This window comes from Photobacterium kishitanii, assembly GCF_000613045.3.
GTDB lineage: Bacteria > Pseudomonadota > Gammaproteobacteria > Enterobacterales > Vibrionaceae > Photobacterium > Photobacterium kishitanii.
In genome coordinates this window covers 629,617-649,718 of record NZ_LN794353.1, presented here as the reverse complement: position 1 = coordinate 649,718, position 20,102 = coordinate 629,617, and the positions used below count along the sequence as shown (strand labels likewise).

At 38.5% G+C, this 20,102-nt stretch carries 17 protein-coding genes; 8 read left to right on the top strand and 9 right to left on the bottom strand.

The window, feature by feature from the left end; translation table 11 throughout:
- Window positions 1-41: 41 nt before the first annotated feature.
- From PPBDW_RS18215 to PPBDW_RS18190, 6 genes are all read right to left on the bottom strand, one after another.
- The gene (locus tag PPBDW_RS18215) at window positions 42-341 is read right to left on the bottom strand and encodes a DUF406 family protein (protein ID WP_036791199.1); all 300 of its coding nucleotides are present in this window, start codon (window positions 339-341) and stop codon (window positions 42-44) included.
- Between the two features lie 126 nt (window positions 342-467).
- Window positions 468-2,393 (bottom strand): RecQ family ATP-dependent DNA helicase, encoded by a 1,926-nt coding sequence (locus PPBDW_RS18210; protein WP_036791196.1) that lies wholly within the window; start codon window positions 2,391-2,393, stop codon window positions 468-470.
- 233 nt (window positions 2,394-2,626) lie between these two features.
- Window positions 2,627-4,063 (bottom strand): amidohydrolase, encoded by a 1,437-nt coding sequence (locus tag PPBDW_RS18205; RefSeq protein WP_036791193.1) that lies wholly within the window; start codon window positions 4,061-4,063, stop codon window positions 2,627-2,629.
- 100 nt (window positions 4,064-4,163) lie between these two features.
- Window positions 4,164-4,880: a PAS and helix-turn-helix domain-containing protein gene (locus PPBDW_RS18200; RefSeq protein ID WP_230850397.1), complete on the bottom strand. Its 717-nt coding sequence runs from the start codon at window positions 4,878-4,880 to the stop codon at window positions 4,164-4,166.
- 301 nt (window positions 4,881-5,181) lie between these two features.
- On the bottom strand, window positions 5,182-6,060 hold the full coding sequence (locus PPBDW_RS18195) for a phospholipase A (protein ID WP_054262171.1): 879 nt from the start codon (window positions 6,058-6,060) through the stop codon (window positions 5,182-5,184).
- A gap of 166 nt (window positions 6,061-6,226) precedes the next feature.
- On the bottom strand, window positions 6,227-7,270 hold the full coding sequence (locus PPBDW_RS18190) for an alkene reductase (RefSeq protein ID WP_036791190.1): 1,044 nt from the start codon (window positions 7,268-7,270) through the stop codon (window positions 6,227-6,229).
- Between the two features lie 125 nt (window positions 7,271-7,395).
- On the opposite strand from PPBDW_RS18190, the gene PPBDW_RS18185 reads away from it, so the two are divergent.
- Complete coding sequence (locus PPBDW_RS18185) at window positions 7,396-7,980, top strand: TetR/AcrR family transcriptional regulator (protein WP_036791188.1); 585 nt, start codon at window positions 7,396-7,398, stop codon at window positions 7,978-7,980.
- 84 nt (window positions 7,981-8,064) lie between these two features.
- Here PPBDW_RS18185 and PPBDW_RS18180 read toward each other — a convergent pair whose 3' ends face one another.
- Together PPBDW_RS18180 and PPBDW_RS18175 are read right to left on the bottom strand one after the other, a co-directional pair.
- Entirely contained in the window at window positions 8,065-11,115 is a 3,051-nt protein-coding gene (locus tag PPBDW_RS18180) for an efflux RND transporter permease subunit (protein WP_036791185.1), read from the bottom strand.
- Between the two features lie 5 nt (window positions 11,116-11,120).
- Window positions 11,121-12,266: an efflux RND transporter periplasmic adaptor subunit gene (locus tag PPBDW_RS18175; protein ID WP_373455684.1), complete on the bottom strand. Its 1,146-nt coding sequence runs from the start codon at window positions 12,264-12,266 to the stop codon at window positions 11,121-11,123.
- A 176-nt stretch (window positions 12,267-12,442) separates the two neighbouring features.
- Between PPBDW_RS18175 and PPBDW_RS18170 the strand changes: the two genes are divergently transcribed.
- The gene (locus PPBDW_RS18170; RefSeq protein WP_036791183.1) at window positions 12,443-13,048 is read left to right on the top strand and encodes a TetR/AcrR family transcriptional regulator; all 606 of its coding nucleotides are present in this window, start codon (window positions 12,443-12,445) and stop codon (window positions 13,046-13,048) included.
- A 157-nt stretch (window positions 13,049-13,205) separates the two neighbouring features.
- The gene (locus PPBDW_RS18165; protein WP_036791180.1) at window positions 13,206-13,616 is read left to right on the top strand and encodes a YgiW/YdeI family stress tolerance OB fold protein; all 411 of its coding nucleotides are present in this window, start codon (window positions 13,206-13,208) and stop codon (window positions 13,614-13,616) included.
- 64 nt (window positions 13,617-13,680) lie between these two features.
- Here the strand turns inward: PPBDW_RS18165 and yidA are convergent, their stop codons facing one another.
- On the bottom strand, window positions 13,681-14,490 hold the full coding sequence (gene yidA / locus PPBDW_RS18160) for a sugar-phosphatase (RefSeq protein ID WP_036791178.1): 810 nt from the start codon (window positions 14,488-14,490) through the stop codon (window positions 13,681-13,683).
- A gap of 248 nt (window positions 14,491-14,738) precedes the next feature.
- Here yidA and PPBDW_RS18155 point away from each other — a divergent pair, with 248 nt between their 5' ends.
- The 5 genes from PPBDW_RS18155 to PPBDW_RS18135 all read left to right on the top strand — a co-directional run bounded on the left by PPBDW_RS18155 (window position 14,739) and on the right by PPBDW_RS18135 (window position 20,091).
- Entirely contained in the window at window positions 14,739-15,737 is a 999-nt protein-coding gene (locus PPBDW_RS18155; RefSeq protein ID WP_036791176.1) for an ABC transporter substrate-binding protein, read from the top strand.
- 17 nt (window positions 15,738-15,754) lie between these two features.
- Window positions 15,755-16,651, top strand: a complete 897-nt coding sequence (locus PPBDW_RS18150; protein ID WP_036791173.1) for an ABC transporter permease — start codon at window positions 15,755-15,757, stop codon at window positions 16,649-16,651.
- Window positions 16,648-17,859 carry a quaternary amine ABC transporter ATP-binding protein gene (locus PPBDW_RS18145; RefSeq protein WP_036791170.1) on the top strand — a complete coding sequence of 404 codons (1,212 nt, stop codon included), beginning with the start codon at window positions 16,648-16,650 and terminating at the stop codon, window positions 17,857-17,859. Before PPBDW_RS18150 ends, PPBDW_RS18145 begins: the two co-directional genes overlap by 4 nt.
- 167 nt (window positions 17,860-18,026) lie before the next feature.
- The gene (locus tag PPBDW_RS18140) at window positions 18,027-19,025 is read left to right on the top strand and encodes a glycine betaine ABC transporter substrate-binding protein (RefSeq protein ID WP_036791167.1); all 999 of its coding nucleotides are present in this window, start codon (window positions 18,027-18,029) and stop codon (window positions 19,023-19,025) included.
- A gap of 337 nt (window positions 19,026-19,362) precedes the next feature.
- Window positions 19,363-20,091: a response regulator gene (locus PPBDW_RS18135; protein ID WP_036791165.1), complete on the top strand. Its 729-nt coding sequence runs from the start codon at window positions 19,363-19,365 to the stop codon at window positions 20,089-20,091.
- Window positions 20,092-20,102: the final 11 nt, after the last annotated feature.

The following is a 20,102-nucleotide window of genomic DNA, read 5'->3' as shown; positions in this document are numbered from 1 at the left end:
TTCATTTGTTATCAAAGTGATAGCTTATGTTTTTTGATAACTTATTTTGCTAGAGAGCGACTTTTTAGTTCGAAAATTAACTTTTCAGCACTACATTCAAACTGGATACGTGCTGTTAATTCTGTACTTGTTTCATCAACAGGTGTTGTTTCTACTTTAATGTTAGCATTAACTTGTTTTGCTAATGTTAGGTAGTTTGCAAGCTCTAATTCTAGCGCTGCTTTACCATTAGCAAAAACATGTACATCGGCGATATCATCATTTTCTTTGATCATAAAACCCATTTCAGCTGAAACACCACAAGCATCACATGGTTGGTATTCTTCTCTTTCTGTAGTCATAACTTTACTTCCTATTAGTTAGTCTAAGCATCTTAAAGCGATGTGAGGCAGATCGCTATTGATTAATATGAAAAGTCAGTTTTTAGCTATTTAAGCGTTAAATGAGGGTAGTTAATGGTTACTTATTCAACAGTTGCTATTGTATAAGCGGCAAATATGGGCGAAAGTTTGTTGGAAAGGATAGGCTTCTAAAACTCCAAATCCTTCAAGTTGTTTGGCTTTTATTTTACTGTTTAATGGAGTGCTCATGCCATGTAGAAATCGAGTTATAGCTGCCATTGATGGCGCGGTATCGTTACGTTGAATAAAGGCATCACTCCAGATTGTAATTTGTTGATCACTAATCTCAGGTAGTGTTGGTAACGCTGGTAAGGTGATTATTTTACCACGACAGACTGAACAGTGGCCACATTGTTGTGGTGCATGATGATCAGCAAAATAACTTGCTAATTTATGACTTAGGCAGCTTTCGCTTTCGAAAAAGTCGATCATATTTTCGATACGATTAATTTCGCTATGTTCTTTTTGTTGAAATAATTGATATAACGCTTCTGTCTCTGTTTCAATATCAAAATGATGTTGATTAATGCGGTAAACATCAGTCATTTGTTTACTTTCAAGGGTGATCCAACCTTGTTCGTGTAAATAATCAATGGCAGCGACAACGCGTTTTCTATCGACTTGGTAGCCCTGCCATAGCGCATCCATATCCAAAGTATGCCAAACTCGAGCTTTTGGTGAGCAAGCAAAAATTGTTTCAATAAATTGACGACGTTCGCCTTGGAAACGTTGCGCAATGTCATACTGTGAAATGTTCATCTTGTAGCGATAATCTGCAAAATAGGTAAACATGGGTTCAATAATATGACGAATTTCAAGATAGACTAATAATGTTTTTAGTGGCAATAACCGAATGTTACTGTCTTTAGATAAGCGACCACTTATGATTTCCCATTGCTGCTCTTGTGCTTGTATTTCACGTAAAATATAAGCAATAGCACTGCGGTCTGGAGTGTCACCAAACACAAAATTCTCTAATACATTGAGTCCAGACTTATTGGCGATGACGGTACATTGTGAAACTTCGCCATCTCGTCCGGCACGGCCAATTTCTTGACTATAATTTTCGATTGATTTAGGTAAGTCAAAATGAATGACTTGGCGGATATTGGATTTATCGATCCCCATACCAAAAGCAATGGTAGCGACGATGCAATTAATGTCGCCATTCATAAATTGTTGTTGAATACTATGCCGACGCTCCGCATCCATACCTGCATGATAGGCTTGTGCTGGAAAATGACTACGAGTGAGGGCATCAGCCACTTGCTCGGCGGTGTGCTGCAAGGTCACGTAGACAATCGCGGGTTCATTACTGCCTTGTGAGAGTTGATGCTTTAGCGTGTCTATTTTCTCATCTTCATCAGCAGCTAATACTGTTAAATCAAGGTTACTGCGATAAAAGCCAGTCACAATAATATTATCTTTGTCGATGGCAAATTTATCCTGCATATCTTGAATAACCGCAGGGGTTGCTGTTGCTGTGAGCAGTAATACTTGTGGTACATTTAAAGCTTGTTGGTAATGTGGTAGTTTCAGATAATCTGGACGGAAGTTATGCCCCCATTCGGAAATACAGTGTGCTTCATCAACGACTAATAATGAAATTTGGATTTGACCAATAAAATGACGAAAACGTTCGTTTTTTAGACGCTCGACAGAAATCATTAATACTTTGATTTCACCTTGGCGAATTTGCTGCATTACTTGCTGTGTCTGTTGCCATGTTTGGCTGGAATCAATTGAGGCGGCTGGAATACCTTTAGTAGCTAAAAAGTCTAATTGATCTTTCATTAATGCTAATAGTGGTGAAATGACCAAAGTAAGGTGAGGTAATTCAATCGCGGGTAATTGATAACATAATGACTTTCCAGACCCTGTTGGGAATATAGCAGCTGCAGAATGACCATTGAGGACACGGGTAATCACTTCTTCTTGCCCGAGGCGTAAAGAATCAAAGCCAAAATATTTTTTAAGTGTTTGATGATACATGTCTTAATACCCGTTAACCATTGATTGATTGCTATCATACCGTATTGATTTAAGGAAAGATAAAAACCATAACCAAAGTTAACTGGTTTTGGTGCGGTTATTCTCATTTTGAACAAAATTGATTTGTTTTTGCAGTAAAAATTGCAGAGTCAGTGACAGGGATAAGATTACCCCTTATATATACATCGCTGCTGTTTATAAGGGGTCTAAGTACGATTAAAAAGGGTTAATGATTATTTCATTAGGCTTGGAGAGGTAATAGCTTTTTTCGCCAGTTCTTTAGCAAACTCAGCGATATCAGCTTCGATAGCACGAATATGATGAGTAACATCAGCAGTATTGACCTGTGTCATTTGGCGTTGTTCCATTACGATATTGCCATTAACTATGGTTGTGCTGACATTACTTGGATTAGCTTGATATACCAAGGTTGCATAAGGGTTGTAATTAGGCATCATGTTGGCTGATTGGGTTTCAACTATGATGACATCAGCTTTTTTACCAATTTCAAGTGAGCCAATTTTATCATCCATATGCAATGCACGAGCACCACCGATTGTTGCAAGTTCAATCACTTGTTCGGGAATCATAATGGTTCGATCATTATGCTTTAAGCGTTGCATATTGGCTGCATAACTAAGTGTACGCCATAGATCAACTTGATTGGAACTCATAGGACCATCAGTACCTAGACCCATTGGCAATTGCTGTTGATACATTTCCCATGCAGGTGCAATGCCTGTAGCGCCCTTAGCGTTTGCCATTGGGTTATATGCTACACCTGCACCTGATTGCTTGATTAAATCGATGTCAGCTTGGTCAACATGAATAGCGTGTGCAAGTACCATGCGCTTATCAAGTACTCCGATATCTTTAAGCCAAGCAACAGGGCTTAACTGTTTTGGATTATCATTAATACGTCCTGATTCATTACCAAATTCGCCGACATGAATTAATACAGGGACGTCTAATTGCTGAGAGAGTGCACTGATTTGCTGTAGTTTTTGTTTTGAAACGGTATAGGCGGCATGAGGAGCAAAAGCAGGGGTAATTAAAGGATCATTCTTATAGTCGCTAATAAATTTCTGGGCGTATTCAAGGCCACCATATGGTTGCTTTGCATCAACAACTGGGAATTTAATGACAGTTTCGCCTAAGACGGCACGCAAACCGACTTCTTTGGTCGCTTTAGCCATTTCATCTACGTGATAATACATGTCAGCAAAGGTAGTGACACCACTTTGTGCTAAATCAATTGCACCAAGGCGGGTAGCTTGATAAATCAGTTCACGACTTAGTTTTTCGCTTTCAAGAGGAAAGAAATAGGCAAATAAACGGTTTTCAATACCTTCTTCACCTAATCCTCGAAAAGCAATCATAGGTAAATGGTTATGGGTATTTATCATCCCTGGCATCACAATACCATTTTGGGCATCAATAATGCGTGTTGCTTGATATTTGGATAATAACGTCTGATCGCCAACAGCAATAATAGTGTCGTTATTGATAACAACTACACCATTGTCAATTAGCTGTTTTTGGCCATTCATGGTGATTATTTGACCATTTTTAATAATTAAACTAGCTTGAGGAAGAGGAGCTTGTATAACTAATGAACTGCATCCGGAAGCAAGCAGTAACGTTGCTATTAAACTGATTTTTATGCGCATGGTGAGCCAATAATAAGAAGGAAGATAATTGGCGGGATTATAGAGGCAAAGTAATGTAACTAAACAATCCTTTGCCTAAGTTACCGTGATTTTTGTGAGCTTAATCCATTTGTTCATCATTGTTAATAATAATAGACATTGAGGTCCTAAACAGTTGGGCTGGTATTAATGATAACCAACCATTGCCACGAGCATATTCAATTAGTCCTGATCGACTTGAAATACCATAGCAAGAAAATTTAGTGACTAAATTTGCGATTTGTTTTTCGACTGCTTTTGGTGTCCGATGAATTAGCTGTGCTATTTGTTTCGTTTGTCGACCTCGTAATAACCAAAATAAAACAATTTCTTGTGATGGTGTTAATTTTGGTTCTGATGGCCGAGTTGTACTAAATGATAAATTTGATTTATCAGCAGCAAGTACCTCTGCAAAAGAGGTCATATTTATCCAATCTTTTACTTTGCTTGCTGTAAATTGAATCCCCCAAGGTTCACCATTAATAATAACGGGTTGTTTAGTAAACGTATATGCATCTATACCATAAGAGTAGTTATGTACATCTATGGTTACTATCGTTTTATTTTGCGCTAATGATAATTTATCCTGCTCAACAAAAACGTCGGCAAATGCAGCTGTGTCACATGGTAAGTCACTATCTTTTAACCCTTTTATATCTGGCGGGGCATTAACAAGATCTCGATAAGCATCATTGGCATATTCAAAAATACCATCTTTCGATTTTAAGCCTGCAGGGTAGGGAGATAAAGATAACATGTGAATTAGTACAGATAAGTACGTTGATTGATTAATATTCACAGGTTCATTCTATCAATAATTTATTTTAATAGTAATGTTTATAGGTAGGGGAAATCCCCCGTTTTACAGTAAGGTTATTTAAAACATATATTATTCTATGAGTAAAGACATAATTATTTAAAGAAAAAATATAATATTAATACTTTCATATTAAAGCTAAGAAGGCGAGTGTTTTTTTGAGGCTATTTAGTATTTTTAATATCGAATTAAGGAATAGTTATTATTTTTATCTCTAGTTTATTATGTGTGTTGTTTATATGCACTTATATACTAGAGATAAAAAATAAGTTTAACCATCTAATTAAAATGAGAAGCCAATACCACCGGCATTGTCATAATGGTTATAGTCTGAAATAGAAATGCCATAGCCACTTTCAAACATTAGGTATCCGCGTAGACGTTTATAGATAGGGAAATTCAGAGTGACCTTTTCATAGCCACGAGAAAAGCCACTTTCGAGTGCATTTCGTACCGTGAAGGTGATCATTGTCTTGCCATCAATATTCCAATTCATACTGACACGGCCATAGCCAAGGTAGTTAGTGATATCTTTGTTATAGTCTTTGGCTCCAAAATCGAGTCGTGCCCAAGGTTTAATACTTAATGTTAGGGCATCTTTTTTGAAGGTCATATCAATAAAAGCTCGGTTCCAGCTGCGTTCTTGCTCACCACCACGGCCATTAGACTGATGAACTAAACCTAATGTACTCCCCGCGTAGTGAAAATTGTTGCTGTATGTCGTCTCTGTGGGGAAGGTCCAAAAAACAGAAGGTTCATACTCTGTGTCTCTAAAGAAAGCCGATGATGCATAGGCTTGCCAATTTGAGCGCTGGGTATAGGCAAAGAAAAGTTGGTCATTATCATATAAAATACCTGAAAGAAGGCGGTATTTTAAACTGATTTGAAAATTGACATTATATTTACTTAGCTTGCCATCATCTGGTATAACTGATTGATATTCTTTGTAATTTGGAGATTGGGTGTAATAGAAAGGTAAAACAAAGTTATCTTTATACTGCTCTAAAAGTAACGCATTATCACTGCTGTAATTTAGAGAGTTGTTGATAGTAGATGAGGTAGATTCATCTGCATATGCGTGAGAGGCGTAGCCACTTGTTGCGATAAATAAACTCGCTAATAGTATCTTTTGGCTAGATTGTTTCTGTCGAATATTCGTCATTATTTTCTATCATTATTATTTTAGCTATTGTTATCATAAAAGCTAAACTAGGCTTTTGTCTATCGATACAAATGCAAACAATGATTTTTCGTTATTTATCTCTAAATTATTAAATGCAGAGAAATAAACGCCTTAATAATGCGATATCAAGGCGTAATATAATAAATTATACTAATTGAGCAAGCATAGTATCGTTGTATGGAACCAATGTTTGATTCGCTTGTACTTTGCTAACATAATCTGGGTTGGCGATTAATGGGCGCCCAATCGCGAGTAAATCAAATTTGCCAGCTTCAATTGCATCGCTGCCTGTTTGTGGGCTATAGCAGCCGACACCAATTAAAGTACCTTGATAATGGGTGCGCATGTAATGTGATACGCTACCATCAAGATATTCAAAGTTCATGCTGTCATCAAAAATACCAACATGCAGATACGCTAAACAACGTTTTTCAACTTCAGGTAATAAATAATCAAATACCGCACGATCGCGTGCGTCACCTTCAAGATTAAAGTAACCGCCAGGAGATAAACGTAAACCTGTGCGATCACGACCAATGCGTTGACTAATAGCATCAATCACTGCCAGTGGGAAACGAGCCATATTCTCTGGCGTACCACCAAATTCATCATCGCGAACATTAGTGCTGAAGTGTAGAAATTGATCGAGCAAATAACCATTTGCGCCATGAATTTCGACGCCATCAAAACCAGCATCGATAGCGTTCGCTGCTGCTTGACTAAAATCAGCAACAAGTTGTTCAAGCTCAGCTTTAGTTGCAGGTTTAGGCGTTGTGTAAGTTAGCTCGCGCATTCTTGGTAAAGTGCCTTCAAGTGCGATAGCTGAAGGTGCGAGAACATATTCGCCACCAAAAAAGAATGGGTGAGCTACACGACCGGTATGCCATAGTTGTGCAAAAATCTTACCGCCATTGTGATGAACAGCATCCGTAACATTACGCCAGCCATTAATTTGCTCTGGTGTAAATAAGCCAGGAGTATGTGGATAACCCTGACCATCTGCACGAATTAAAATAGCTTCTGAGATAATAAGCCCTGTATCAGCACGACGTGCATAATAATCAACCATCGCTTGTGTAGGGATTAAGTCATCATCTGCCATGCAGCGTGTTAATGGCGCCATAATGATACGGTTTTTTAACGTAAGCGTATCGTTGAGTACAAAAGGGTGAAATAGGGTATCGAGCATGATTATTGCCTCTAATTTGAATGCCCGTTCAAGTTAGACTTATTTGAACGATCATTCAAGAGTTTTTTTGAATGATTGTTCAATATTCAGTAAACTAACAATAGGTAAAGCAGAAGAGAGTCATTATGCGTAGTGCTGAATTTGATCGTGATCGAGTATTACTATCGGCAATGGATGTTTTTATAGCCAAAGGTTATAGCAATACCAGTATGCAAGATTTAAAACAAGCAACAGGGCTTCATCCCGGTTCAATTTATTGTGCTTTTAACAATAAACGAGGGTTGCTATTAGCTGCGTTAGAACATTACCGAGATCAACGTTATGCTCAGTTTGTTGCCTTGTTTTCTCAATCGGTTTCAGTAATAACTGCGATTGAAACGTATCTTGAGCAAGTTGTTGATGAGTGTGAGCGTGAGCAGATTAAAGATTGTTTATTGCAAAAAGCATTGAGTGAGCTTGCGCAACAAGATATTGAAGTGGCTGATACTATTAGTCATATGTTGAAACAATGGCAGCAGACGTTAGCTGAGCAAATTGCACTTGCACAACAGGCGAATGAAATCAGTAACCAGTGTGATAGCCAGCACTTAGCACAATTTTTAGTGATGGGAATTTATGGCCTGCGTACTTTTTCTCATACGCAACCAGAACCTGGCGTATTGCGACGTTTAGCGGCTGATCTTATTGAATATATTAAGCAAAAGCGCTGATATCTATTGCTGTTAAATATCATCAGATATAAAAAAGGGAGTGAACATCAGTGATGTCACTCCCTCTTTTTTTAGTTGTTATGGTTAAGTCTGTGGCTTTTCAACCTTAACGCGGAACAATACTGCGTAGAGTAATGGGATTACGACGAGTGTTAAGATTGTTGCAAACAACAGACCGAACATGATCGTTACCGCCATACTCTTAAAGAACGGATCTATCAGCAATGGTGCAACACCTAAAATCGTTGTGAAGGCACCAAGTAATACTGGTCGAGCACGACTAAGTGCAGAATCAATAATCGCTTGATACGGTGTTTTACCTTCCGCTATTTCAACATCAGTTTGGTCGACCAATACGATAGCATTTTTCACCATCATACCGATTAAGCTTAAGAAGCCTAGAATCGCCATAAACTCAAATGGGGTTTGGAAAATGACTAAACCGACCGTGACCCCGACTAAAGCTAATGGCACTGTTAGCCAAATCACTAAAGGCTGGCGAATAGCGTTAAACATAAAGATCACTGCTAAAATCATTGCCGCAAAGCCATAAGGGGCAGAGGTAGCAAGACCCACATTCGCGTCTTTTGAGGCTTTATATTCGCCGTACCATGTCAACTCATAACCTGGCGGTAATTCAATTGCTTCAATCTTGCCACGTAGATCATTAAACGCATCAGCCGTGAACACACCAGGCGCTGGATCGGCTTGTACCAGAATCGTTGGAATACGGTTAATACGACGTAAGATTGCGTCTTCCCAAGCGACATTTACCGATTCTATTAATTGGCTAACCGGAATTAAACCATTCACCATACGGCTGTAAACTTCAGTATTTTCAATCGCACGCTCATGAGTACGCTCGTTATCTGGTGCGCGTACGACGATAGGGATCAAATCATTACCTTCACGGTAAACACCAATGTTACGACCATTCAATGTTTGTGCAATCGCTTGGCTTATTTCTTGGTTAGTTAAACCAAAACGCTGTGCTTTTTCTGCTGAATATACTGGCTTGATTACGGGTACTTGTTGACGCCAGTCATCTTGTACCGCTATCAAATTTGGATCGCTTAGCATAATCGCTTTTGCTTGCTCAGCAAGTTCACGTAATACTTTGCTATCAGGGCCTTTAAAGCCAGCTTCAATTTTCTTACCGCCGCCGCGACCAAGCATGAACTTCCATACTTTGATTGATGCTTCAGGGTATTTATGATCAAGCTCAGTTTGAAGTTCGATCAGTAATGGCGCAATGTTACGGTAATCATCAATGTCGATCAGTAATTGACCATAACTTGGATTACGCGCTTCTGGTGCATAGGTCAGCATAAAGCGTAAGCCACCACCACCAATGAAGCTTGAAATATTACTGATGCCTGACTTTTGTTTAACGTCTTGTTCTATTTGAGCAATAACCGTTTCCGTATTTTTTATATCAGTGCCTTGTGGTAGGTAGACATCAACCACAAATTGAGCGCGCTGTGATTCAGGCATAAACCCTGGTGGAACAAATTTAACTCCCCAAACTGCACCTAAAAGAGTCGCAACCAGTAATAAACCTGTCGTTTTACGATGGATAAGTACCCATGTTAATAAACCTTTATAACCATTAACGACTTTGCTTGGTTTATCAGTACCCGTTTTTACTTTGACTTTTAAGAACTGATGACACAATAACGGGGTAACTGTTACTGCAAACAACCAGCTTAATAGCATTGAGTAAAGAATTACCCAGAATAATGAACCGGCATATTCACCCATATCGGAAGGTGATAGACCGATAGCACTAAATGCACAGATACCAACAACAGTACCACCTAATAATGGCCATTTAGTTGCATTAACAACTTCAGGAATAACAACTTCACGATCTTCATTATTTTGTAAGCGAACTAGAATACCATCAGTGACTACTATCGCGTTATCGACCAGCATTCCTAGGGCAATGATTAATGCACCTAAAGAAATACGTTGCATGGCGATATCGTCAATCAACATAATGCACAAGGTACCTGCTACGGTTAGGATTAATACAAAACCGATAATGATCCCTGAACGAATCCCCATAAATAGCAACAGTACGATAAATACAATCACAACGGCTGCAATTAGGTTATCGATGAAATTAGTAACAGAATCACGCACTGAATCTGATTGCATCGAGATAACATTCAGTTCCATACCCAGTGGACGTTGGCTTTCTAATTCAGCAATACGAGCTTTAACCGCATCACCCATGTCGACAACATTGCCGCCAGTAACATTAGAAATACCAAAGCCAATCGCACGCTCACCGTTATAGCGCATCAACATTGATGTTGGCTCTTGGTAACCACGCTTAACATTAGCAATATCTTTTAGGCGTAATACGGTGTGGTTATCACCGATACCAACTTGAAGATTTCTTAAGTCATCAAATGAATTTACATTTGGTGTTGGCATGACTGGAATACGCATACCATTTGAGGTTAGGCTGCCAGCAACATTAACAATATTTTGTTTTTGTAATACTGATAATACATTATCAACTGAGAGACCAAACTTAGCTAAACGCTCGCTTGTGAACTCAACAAAAATAGTTTCTTGTTGCTCTGCAAGTGTTGCCGTTTTTGCTACACCAGGAACAAGTACAAGTTCACGACGAAGGCTATCAACATAGTCAGATAATTGTTTATCACTAAATCCGTCACCTGTTACCGCAAAAAATAGCGCATAAACGTCAGAGAAATCATCGTTAACAATCGATGGGCCGGCACCTGGTGGTAATTGACGCTGGGCATCATTAATTTTACGACGCAACTTATCCCATACTTGTTGAAGGTCAGCTTGATTTTTTGCGAACTCAAGTTTTATCTCAACAGTTACTTCAGACATGCCTTGCTTTGAAACTGATTTAACCTCTTTTAGTTCCTGTAATGACTGGACAGCACCTTCAATAATATCAGTGACTTCGTCAGAAACCTCTTGCGCTGTAGCACCTGCATAAGGCGTGATAATCACCGCTTGGCGGATCACAAATTCAGGATCTTCAAAACGGCCTAATTTTAGATAGCTGATATAGCCACCAATTAGGATGATGGCAATCATCACCCACACACTGGTGCGCTTAGCTATGGTATAGCGAGCGATATCCATTAATTTTATGCTCCGTCCTGAGTGTTATCTGTATATGGGCGAATTTCCATACCAGTTTTAAGTTTTGATACGCCTGCAATAACAACACGTTCGCCAGCTTTTAGACCTGAGGGAACCGTAATGCAGTTTTTATTAATAGTGCCAACTTTGATATAGCGTTTTTCGACGATGTTATTGGTATTCACAATCCATACAAATTGTTTGTTTTGGTTATCAGGTACGACTGCAGTTAACGGTACAGTTAGTGGGTTGTTCTTATTATCTCTATAGTCTTCAGGGCACTCATCAACACTCGGGGTTACTCTGACTGGCATGCCTGGCAGGATATTTAATCCTTTTGAGTCATCCAATCCCAAAACAATCGAGAATGTTTGTGTAATAGGGTCGGCCTGAGTTGAGTAAGTACGTAAACTTAACGGTAATAAATGGCCGGGAATCGTGGTTATCTCAGCGTTAGCTTTTTCACATTTCAAACCCGTTAGCATCACGGTATCTGGAATGTTAACGACTACTTCTAGATCATCAAGATTATGCAACGTTAAGACTGGCGTATTAGCTTGAATTCGAACGTGATTATCAATTAATTTACGGCCAATGATGCCATCAAATGGTGCGATTAATTGAGTGTAAGCTAGTTGATTCTTAGCATTTTCAAGGCGATTTTGCGCTAAGTTATAACGCGTCATTAGCTCGTCTAGATCACTCTTAGCAATTGCTTGTGAACTTTCATAAATCGACTTACCACGTAAATAGTCTTTTTTGGTGTTATTTAACTCAAGTTGTGCTGTTGTAAAGGCAGTTTGGGCATCTTTAGGATCTAATTTCGCGAGTAACTGACCTTTATGTACTTTGTCGCCTTCATTTACAAAAATATGACTAACACGGCCATTAACTTGAAATGATAAATCAGCCCGTTCTGCTGAGCGAATTACGCCATTAAAACTTAAGCTAGTGTCAGCTTTTGACATAACAATTTGAGTGAGAGCTGGCCTAATGATAGGCGTGGTGACAGTTGTTTCTTCCTTACTGTCACATCCTGACAACATCACTACCGCTAAAGATAAACTAACCGCTATAGCCAGTTTATTGATTGTTAACGATGTCACATTGGACATTGCTGAATGAGTTTTCACCGTGTTCTCCACTATCATTAGGTTGATGATTAACGATGGTTTATCATGTTAAGTCACCATTAAAGTAAACTAAGACTGCATTTTAGTGAGAAAAAACTAATTGTAAACTATTGAGTGTACTTTTTTGTTGCGGATTGTTAGACTGAGCTCATAAAATTAACTAAAAGATAGTGATGATAAGGAATGGATTAAGGATGAAACAAACGGAACGCAAGCATCTAGCAATCATAGAGGCAGCTAAAGAAGAGTTTATAACGCACGGATTTTTAGCAGCAAATATGGATCGTATTTCAACCGAAGCTGCGGTCTCTAAACGTACGTTATATCGTCACTTTGAAAGTAAAGAAGTATTATTTGTTTCAGTATTGACGATTATTCAGGAATCCGTTGCTGAAAATATAAAGTACGAGTTTGATCCAACTGTTACATTGACTGAACAGCTAACTGCAATTACACGTCGTGAAGCAGATATATTGTATTCGACTTACGGTATTCCGCTATCGCGCACTATTGTGGTGGAGTTTTTACGTCAACCTGAATTAGCAATGAATCTGATTAAAGATTTATATAGTACTAAAGCTATTACTGATTGGTTTCAGCAAGCTATTGCCGCAGGGTGCTTGGTTGATAAAAATCTTATGTTACTCACTAGTATTTATATGAGTTTATTTCAAGGATTACTGTTTTGGCCGCAAGTAATGAATGTATTACCGAATAGTGAAGGTAAGGTACTTGAAGATCATATAGAAACGGTGGTGTCGGTATTTTTAGCATCGTATAAGGTTAAAGAATTACCTTAGGTGTTTTAATCGTGATTTTATATCCTAACTTTGTTGAATAGAATACTATTGCTGTAATTAATCGCTTAGAGTTATACTTCAAAAAAGACATGTATTTATCATTAATGCATCTAAGAGATTATGTTCTCATTTAAATAACCCTGTGGAATATAGACAAATGAAAAAATTACTTGCAGCTTCAGTTATTATGCTTTCATCAATGTCAGTGATGGCAGCAACGCAATCAACACAAGGTGGCTTTAATGGTCCAACTGAAGCTGCCCCACTTGTTCAAGCACAAGGTGGCTTTAATGGTCCGAGTGCTATTCCTGTATTAAATACAGTAAAGGCTGCATCGCATGCTGATGATAATGCCGCAGTAGAACTTACCGGCCACATTGTATCTTCAATCGGTAAAGAAGATTACATGTTTAAAGATGCAACTGGTGAAATTAAAATCGAAATCGATCATAAAGATTGGCATGGTATTACAGTAACACCAACCACTAAAGTTATTATTCGTGGTGAAGTAGATAAAGATTGGACTGTACGTACTATTGATGTTGATACAGTTACTCTTGCTAAATAATTAAATTAATAACCGAAAAGAAAAAGCCAGCACTGCTGGCTTTTTTTGTGCGTATTTTTAGAGGTTAAGCATTAAGAATGAATTTTTCAATAACCTGAGCAACACCACTATTATTATTAGTGTCAGTAATATAGTTCGCAATTGCTTTGGTTTCTTCCGTTGCATTTCCCATCGCAACACCTAAACCTGCAAATTCGATCATATGATGATCATTACCGGCATCACCCATCGCTATTACTTCATCTTGGTTAATATTTAAAAAATCAGCTAGCGCCTTAACACCAACACCTTTGTTACTGTTAGTGTGCATAAACTCAAGGAAGAATGGTGCACTTCTTACAATAGTATATTGTTGATATAGAGCTGGTGGTAATTGTGCTATTGCGGCTTCAAGACGTTCAGCGTCATCAATAATCATTACTTTCATAATTTCTTCGTTATCATCAAGCTCTGCAAAGTCAGCTAACGTGATAGTTAGGCCATTAATTTTAGCTTCGTGATCAGTATAGTAATTATGTTGTGGAGTAATCAGTCCTTGGCGGCGAGAGAATGCATGAACATGAACGCCAAGATCGTGAGCAATTGCTGCAATTGCTTTTGCATCACTGCCGATTAATGTTTGGCTTCTGACCACTTCTTGACTAGCAACTCGCTGTACCAAAGAAGCGTTATATGACAGTACGAAATCATTATCGCTATTCATATTGAGCTCTTTTAAAGCCCATGTCATGCCTTCAATAGGGCGGCCAGATGCTAATACAACATATACTCCTTGAGCTCGCGCCGCTGCAATAGCCTGCTTATTGTGCTCTGAGATAGCACCATCTGAATTCAGTAATGTGCCATCCATATCGAGTGCGACTAATTTGTACATTGTTATTGTCCATTACTAAGAAAATACTTGCGTCATGATAAGCAAAATTAGCAATAAAAACGATAAAAAGTCGTATTTATATTTAGTGAAAAAGAGCTGTTGCTTGGGATTGAATTAACACAAATTGATGTATTTATGTAGCGTGATTGTTTTTAATTTGTTGTTATTCTTTGTGTTGTGGCTGTTATTTGTTTAGACTACTAAGTATTATCAATGTTTAGTGGTAGATAAATAAAGGGAAGTTATTTATGCGTAAATTAGCTCTAGCATCTTTATTCATGGCAAGTTTTTCAACACAAATTAATGCTGAGGAATGTGGCAAAGTTACTATTGCAGATATGAATTGGAATTCAGCAACTTTAATTGCCAATGTTGACAGCTTTATTCTACAGCATGGTTATGGTTGTGATACTGAATTAGTGCCGGGAGATACCATGCCGACAGGTACATCAATGATTGAAAAAGGTGAACCTGATATTGCGCCTGAAATGTGGAGTAATTCATTAAAGAGTGCACTCGATCGTGGTGTGAAAGAAGGACGATTAAAATTTGCCGGGCCGACATTTTCTGATGGTGGAGAAGAGGGGTTTTGGGTGCCAGAATATATGGTAGAAAAAACGCCTGAATTAGCGACCATTGCAGGCATAAAAAAGAATGCCAAACTATTTACCCACCCTGAGGATCCTGATCAATCTGCATTTTATGGTTGTCCTGCCGGTTGGAATTGTCAGATATCGGCTGGCAATTTATTTAAAGCGCTTGATTTAGCTAAAGCTGGATTTGATTTGATTGATCCAGGCTCTGGTGCTGGCTTATCGGGTTCAATTGCAAAAGCTTATGAACGTAAACAACCATGGTTTGGCTATTACTGGGCACCAACAGCAGTACTCGGTAAATATAAAATGGTTAAAGTTGATTTCGGTTCTGGTGTGGATGCGAAATACTTCTCATCGTGTATTACTAATCCTGAATGTACCGATCCTAAAGTAACCATGTATCCGCCATCAGCCGTTGATACTGTTATTACCACCTCATTTGCTGATCGTTCAAGTGATGCCGTGAAATATTTATCAGCACGCTCATTTACCAATAGTGAAATGAATGGGTTATTAGCATGGATGGAAGATAATCAAGCTGATGGTGAAGCCGTGATGGTTGAGTTTTTGACTAATCATGATGCTATTTGGACGCAGTGGGTATCAAAAGATGTGGCTATAAAAGTTAAAGGCGCATTAAAAGATTTATAAGTAAATGGATGATACTTATGTCAAATGATTCATGGTTAACAGAATTTCCTCAACTTGAACGAGCACAGTTAGTTGAAATAAGGAAAACATTAGATGGTGGTTATCGTGCATTTTCTCGTGAATATGGCGATACAATCGAAAGCTTCTTTGATCCGCTATTAGCTTTTTTAATTTGGTTTGAAAAACTGTTACTGGCAACGCCATGGTGGTTAGTTATCGCAGTATTAGCAGCGATAGCTTATGTTGCTAGTCGTTCTTGGAAATTATCACTCGGCGTTGTGATTTCCTTTGTGCTGATTGGTGTTTTTGGCATGTGGGATAATACCATGCGAACCATGAGTATTATTTTAGTCTCGACATTGGTCGCAATTGCGATTGGTATACCGACAGGTATTGCGATGGCCAGATCGGACCGAATTCAACGAATTGTGACGCCTATGCTTGATGTGATGCAAACAATGCCTGCATTTGTCTATTTAATCCCAGTGGTGATGTTACTTGGAATAGGTAAGATCCCTGGTGTGATCGCTGTTGTTATTTATGCGGTTCCCCCTGTTATTCGTTTAACCAATTTAGGTATTCGATTAGTAGACGAAGAAGTATTAGAAGCTGCTACAGCCTACGGTGCGAGTCCGATGCAACGATTATTCGGCGTGCAAATACCGTTAGCGATGCCCAATATAATGGCGGGTATTAATCAGACCATCATGATGGCGTTGGCGATGGTCGTTATTGCATCGATGATTGGTGTTAAAGGTTTAGGGCAACCAGTACTTAAATCAATTACTAATCAATATTTCACCTTAGGGTTGTTAAATGGATTAGCAATTGTGGCATTAGCGATTATTTTTGATCGTATATCTCAAAGCTATGCTCAACGGAGTCAGCAGCATTTAGGAGGGACACCTAAATGAGTAATAAACCAAGTAGTACTCCACTTATTCAAGTTAAAAATTTGTATAAGATCTTTGGTCCTAAAGATAAGCAAGTGCTCACCAAAGTAAAAGCAGGGGAGTCTAAAGATGCTATTTTGGCTGAAACTGGCCATACCGTAGGGTTAAGTGACATTAATTTGAATATTTATCCCGGTGAGATATTTGTCATTATGGGTCTATCAGGATCGGGAAAATCAACATTAATACGTCATTTTAATCGGTTAATTGAACCAACCGAAGGCAGTATTATTATTGAAAACACGGATGTGATGACCTTAAATGCTAAGCAACTGCAAGATTTTCGACGTCATAAAATGTCGATGGTTTTTCAACGGTTTGGTTTAATGCCTCATCGAACGGTATTACAGAATGTTGGCTATGGTTTATCTGTTCAAGGGGCGAAAACGGCACAGTGGCAACAACAAGCACAGCAATGGTTAACCACGGTTGGGCTTGCGGGATATGAGCAAAGTTATCCAGCCAATTTATCTGGCGGTCAACAACAACGGGTTGGACTTGCTCGCGCGTTATGTACTAATGCCGAAGTATTATTGATGGATGAGGCATTTTCGGCATTAGATCCACTCATTCGTAGTGAGATGCAAGATCAGTTAATTGAATTACAAGAAAAACTACATAAAACAATTATTTTTATTACGCATGATCTTGATGAGGCATTACGGTTAGGGGATCGTATTGCTATTTTACGAGATGGTAAATTGGTTCAACAAGGTAAACCCGTTGATATTTTATTACACCCTGCTGATGATTATGTCGAAGCGTTTGTTAAAGATGTTAATCGTGCTCGTGCATTAACGGTTGCAACAGTAATGAAGCCACAAGGTGTAAGAATTTCAGCAGAAACTATTGGTGAAGCTGTAACAGAAATGCGTAATGCAAAAGATGATTATGGGTATTTTATTGATGAGGAAGGTTATCAAGGCGTGATTACACAAGAAACCTTAGAGCTTGTAAAGGAATCTGATTATAGCAAAGCCATTGATCAATCGATGTTAGAAACCGTACCTGCAATAACAACGGATGCATTACTGGAAACAGTGATCCCTGAGACACTAGATAACGAACATCCATTACCTGTTATTAATGAGGAAGGAGATGTTACGGGACGATTATCGCGTTCAACATTAGCGGAAGCATTAAGCGATCAAGCTACTCCGCGAGAATAATGTAACTTTTGCAAAGTCTTTGTTGCACTGTAAAAGCCCAACACTCTTGACGTTATTGTTAAGGGTGTTTTTTATATTTGGCGGTTTCTTTTTGGTGTTTGATATTGAGGTTGTTTAGAATAATAGTAATAAATTGCATTTAAGCAGTGATAGAAGGGAGGGTATTGATGCTAAAGCAACTGACAGTATTCATGGTATTGTTTGCGATAACGTTTAATGTACATGCGACAGAATGTGGCAAGGTAACTATTGCAGATATGAATTGGGATTCAGCTACTTTTGTCGCTAATGTCGATAGTTTTATTTTACAGCATGGATTTGGGTGCGAGACAGAGTTAGTGCCGAGCGAAACGATCCTCGCTGCGAAATCTATTCTAATCCAAGGTAAGCCTGACATTATTCCTGAAATGTGGCGCAATGCATTGAAAGGAGGATTGGAGCACGGCATTGAAAAAGATAAAATTAAGTTTGTCGGTAAAGTATTGCATGAAGGTGGCTTAGAGGGGTTTTGGGTACCGGCTTATATGGTAGAAAAAGAGCCATCATTAGCGACTATTGCTGGAGTTAAGCAGCACAGTTATTTATTTAAACGTTCAGATTTTGGCAATAAACAACCTTTTTTTAGCTGTGCACCTGATTGGCGTTGTCAAAATGCAGTGACGAATTTGTTTAATGCCCTCGATCTTAAGCAAGCAGGTTTTGAGTTAACACCGACAGATGCAGTAACTGGATTATCAGGATCCATTGCTCATGCTTATGCAAAAAAGTTACCTTGGATTGGTTATTATTGGTCACCAACGGCAGTATTAGGTAATTATAAAATGGTACGAGTTGACTTTAATTCAGGCGTTGATCGTGAACATTTTAGAGAATGTATTGAAAAACCTAACTGTAAAAATCCTCAAGTAACGATGTTCCCCCCTCGCGCTGTCGATACGATTGTTACTCTTAAATTTGCTCAGCGAGCGCCTGAGATTACCGCATACTTGTCAGCTCGTCGTTTTTCAAATCAAGATATGAATAACTTAATGGCATGGAAGGTAAATAATAATGCTGATGGCGAGCAAGTTATGGCGGAATTCCTTAACCAATATGAAGCAATATGGATCCAATGGGTATCACCAGAAGTTGCTGCTAAGGTAAAGGGAGCGCTTGCTGATTTATAATCATAGTTGCACTTTAAGTGATATTAAAATGCCATATCTAGATGTTATGCTGAATATTACTCAATTTTATACTACTGATTTTCTATAATTAATAGTGTAATTTGTTAGTAAGGTAACGGTTTTATCATGAAAACGACGTCATTTACTGACTTTTATGATAGTTGATGGTCAAATGTAGTGTTGCAACAAAAGATAAGCTATATAAATTGCTTAATGTAGTAAAGGTATATATCACAACATTCAAATTGTGGCAGTTAATAATGAGCATTATAATCAAATCACAAACGGTTATGGTTAAAAATAATAATAAAATATGTATCAGTGAAGGATGAGTAAAATGGGGGCAATTAAGACGGTACTCGTTGTTGATGATGACCAAGAAATCCGTGAATTACTGGATGAGTATTTAACAAAAAACGGTTTTGAGGTGATTACTGCTGCGGAAGGTGAAGAGATGAAACGGCGTTTAGCGGCCGGTTATCCTGATTTGATCTTATTAGATGTTATGATGCCAGGTGATGATGGTTTTACCTTGTGTCAGTATATTCGTAAAAGTTCGAATGTACCTATCATTATGCTCACTGCGGTCTCTGACGAAATGGATCAGATCATTGGCCTTGAAATTGGTGCTGATGATTATATCGCTAAGCCGTTCAGTCCTCGCCAATTATTGGCACGTATTAAAGCCTTATTAAGGCGAATAAAGCCCACGGAAAGCCAACCATTATCATCTGAAGCCAAATTTATCCGTTTTGCTAATTGGCGACTTGATACTACTACCCATTGTTTATTTGATCTCGAGACCAAGCAAGATTTTGAACTAACGGGTGGTGATTACTCATTATTGATGCTGTTTTTATCTCGTCCCCAAGAGATATTAGATCGTGACACGATTTCTTATGCGACCAGAGGCCGTGACACCTTACCTTCAGAGCGTGGAATTGATGTTGCTTTAAGCCGCTTACGACATCGATTAGGTGATAAAGGACGTACTCAACGTTTAATTAAAACCAGTCGTGGTAATGGTTATATCTTTACTGCTGATGTCGTTTACGAAGACGTATAACATAATAATAG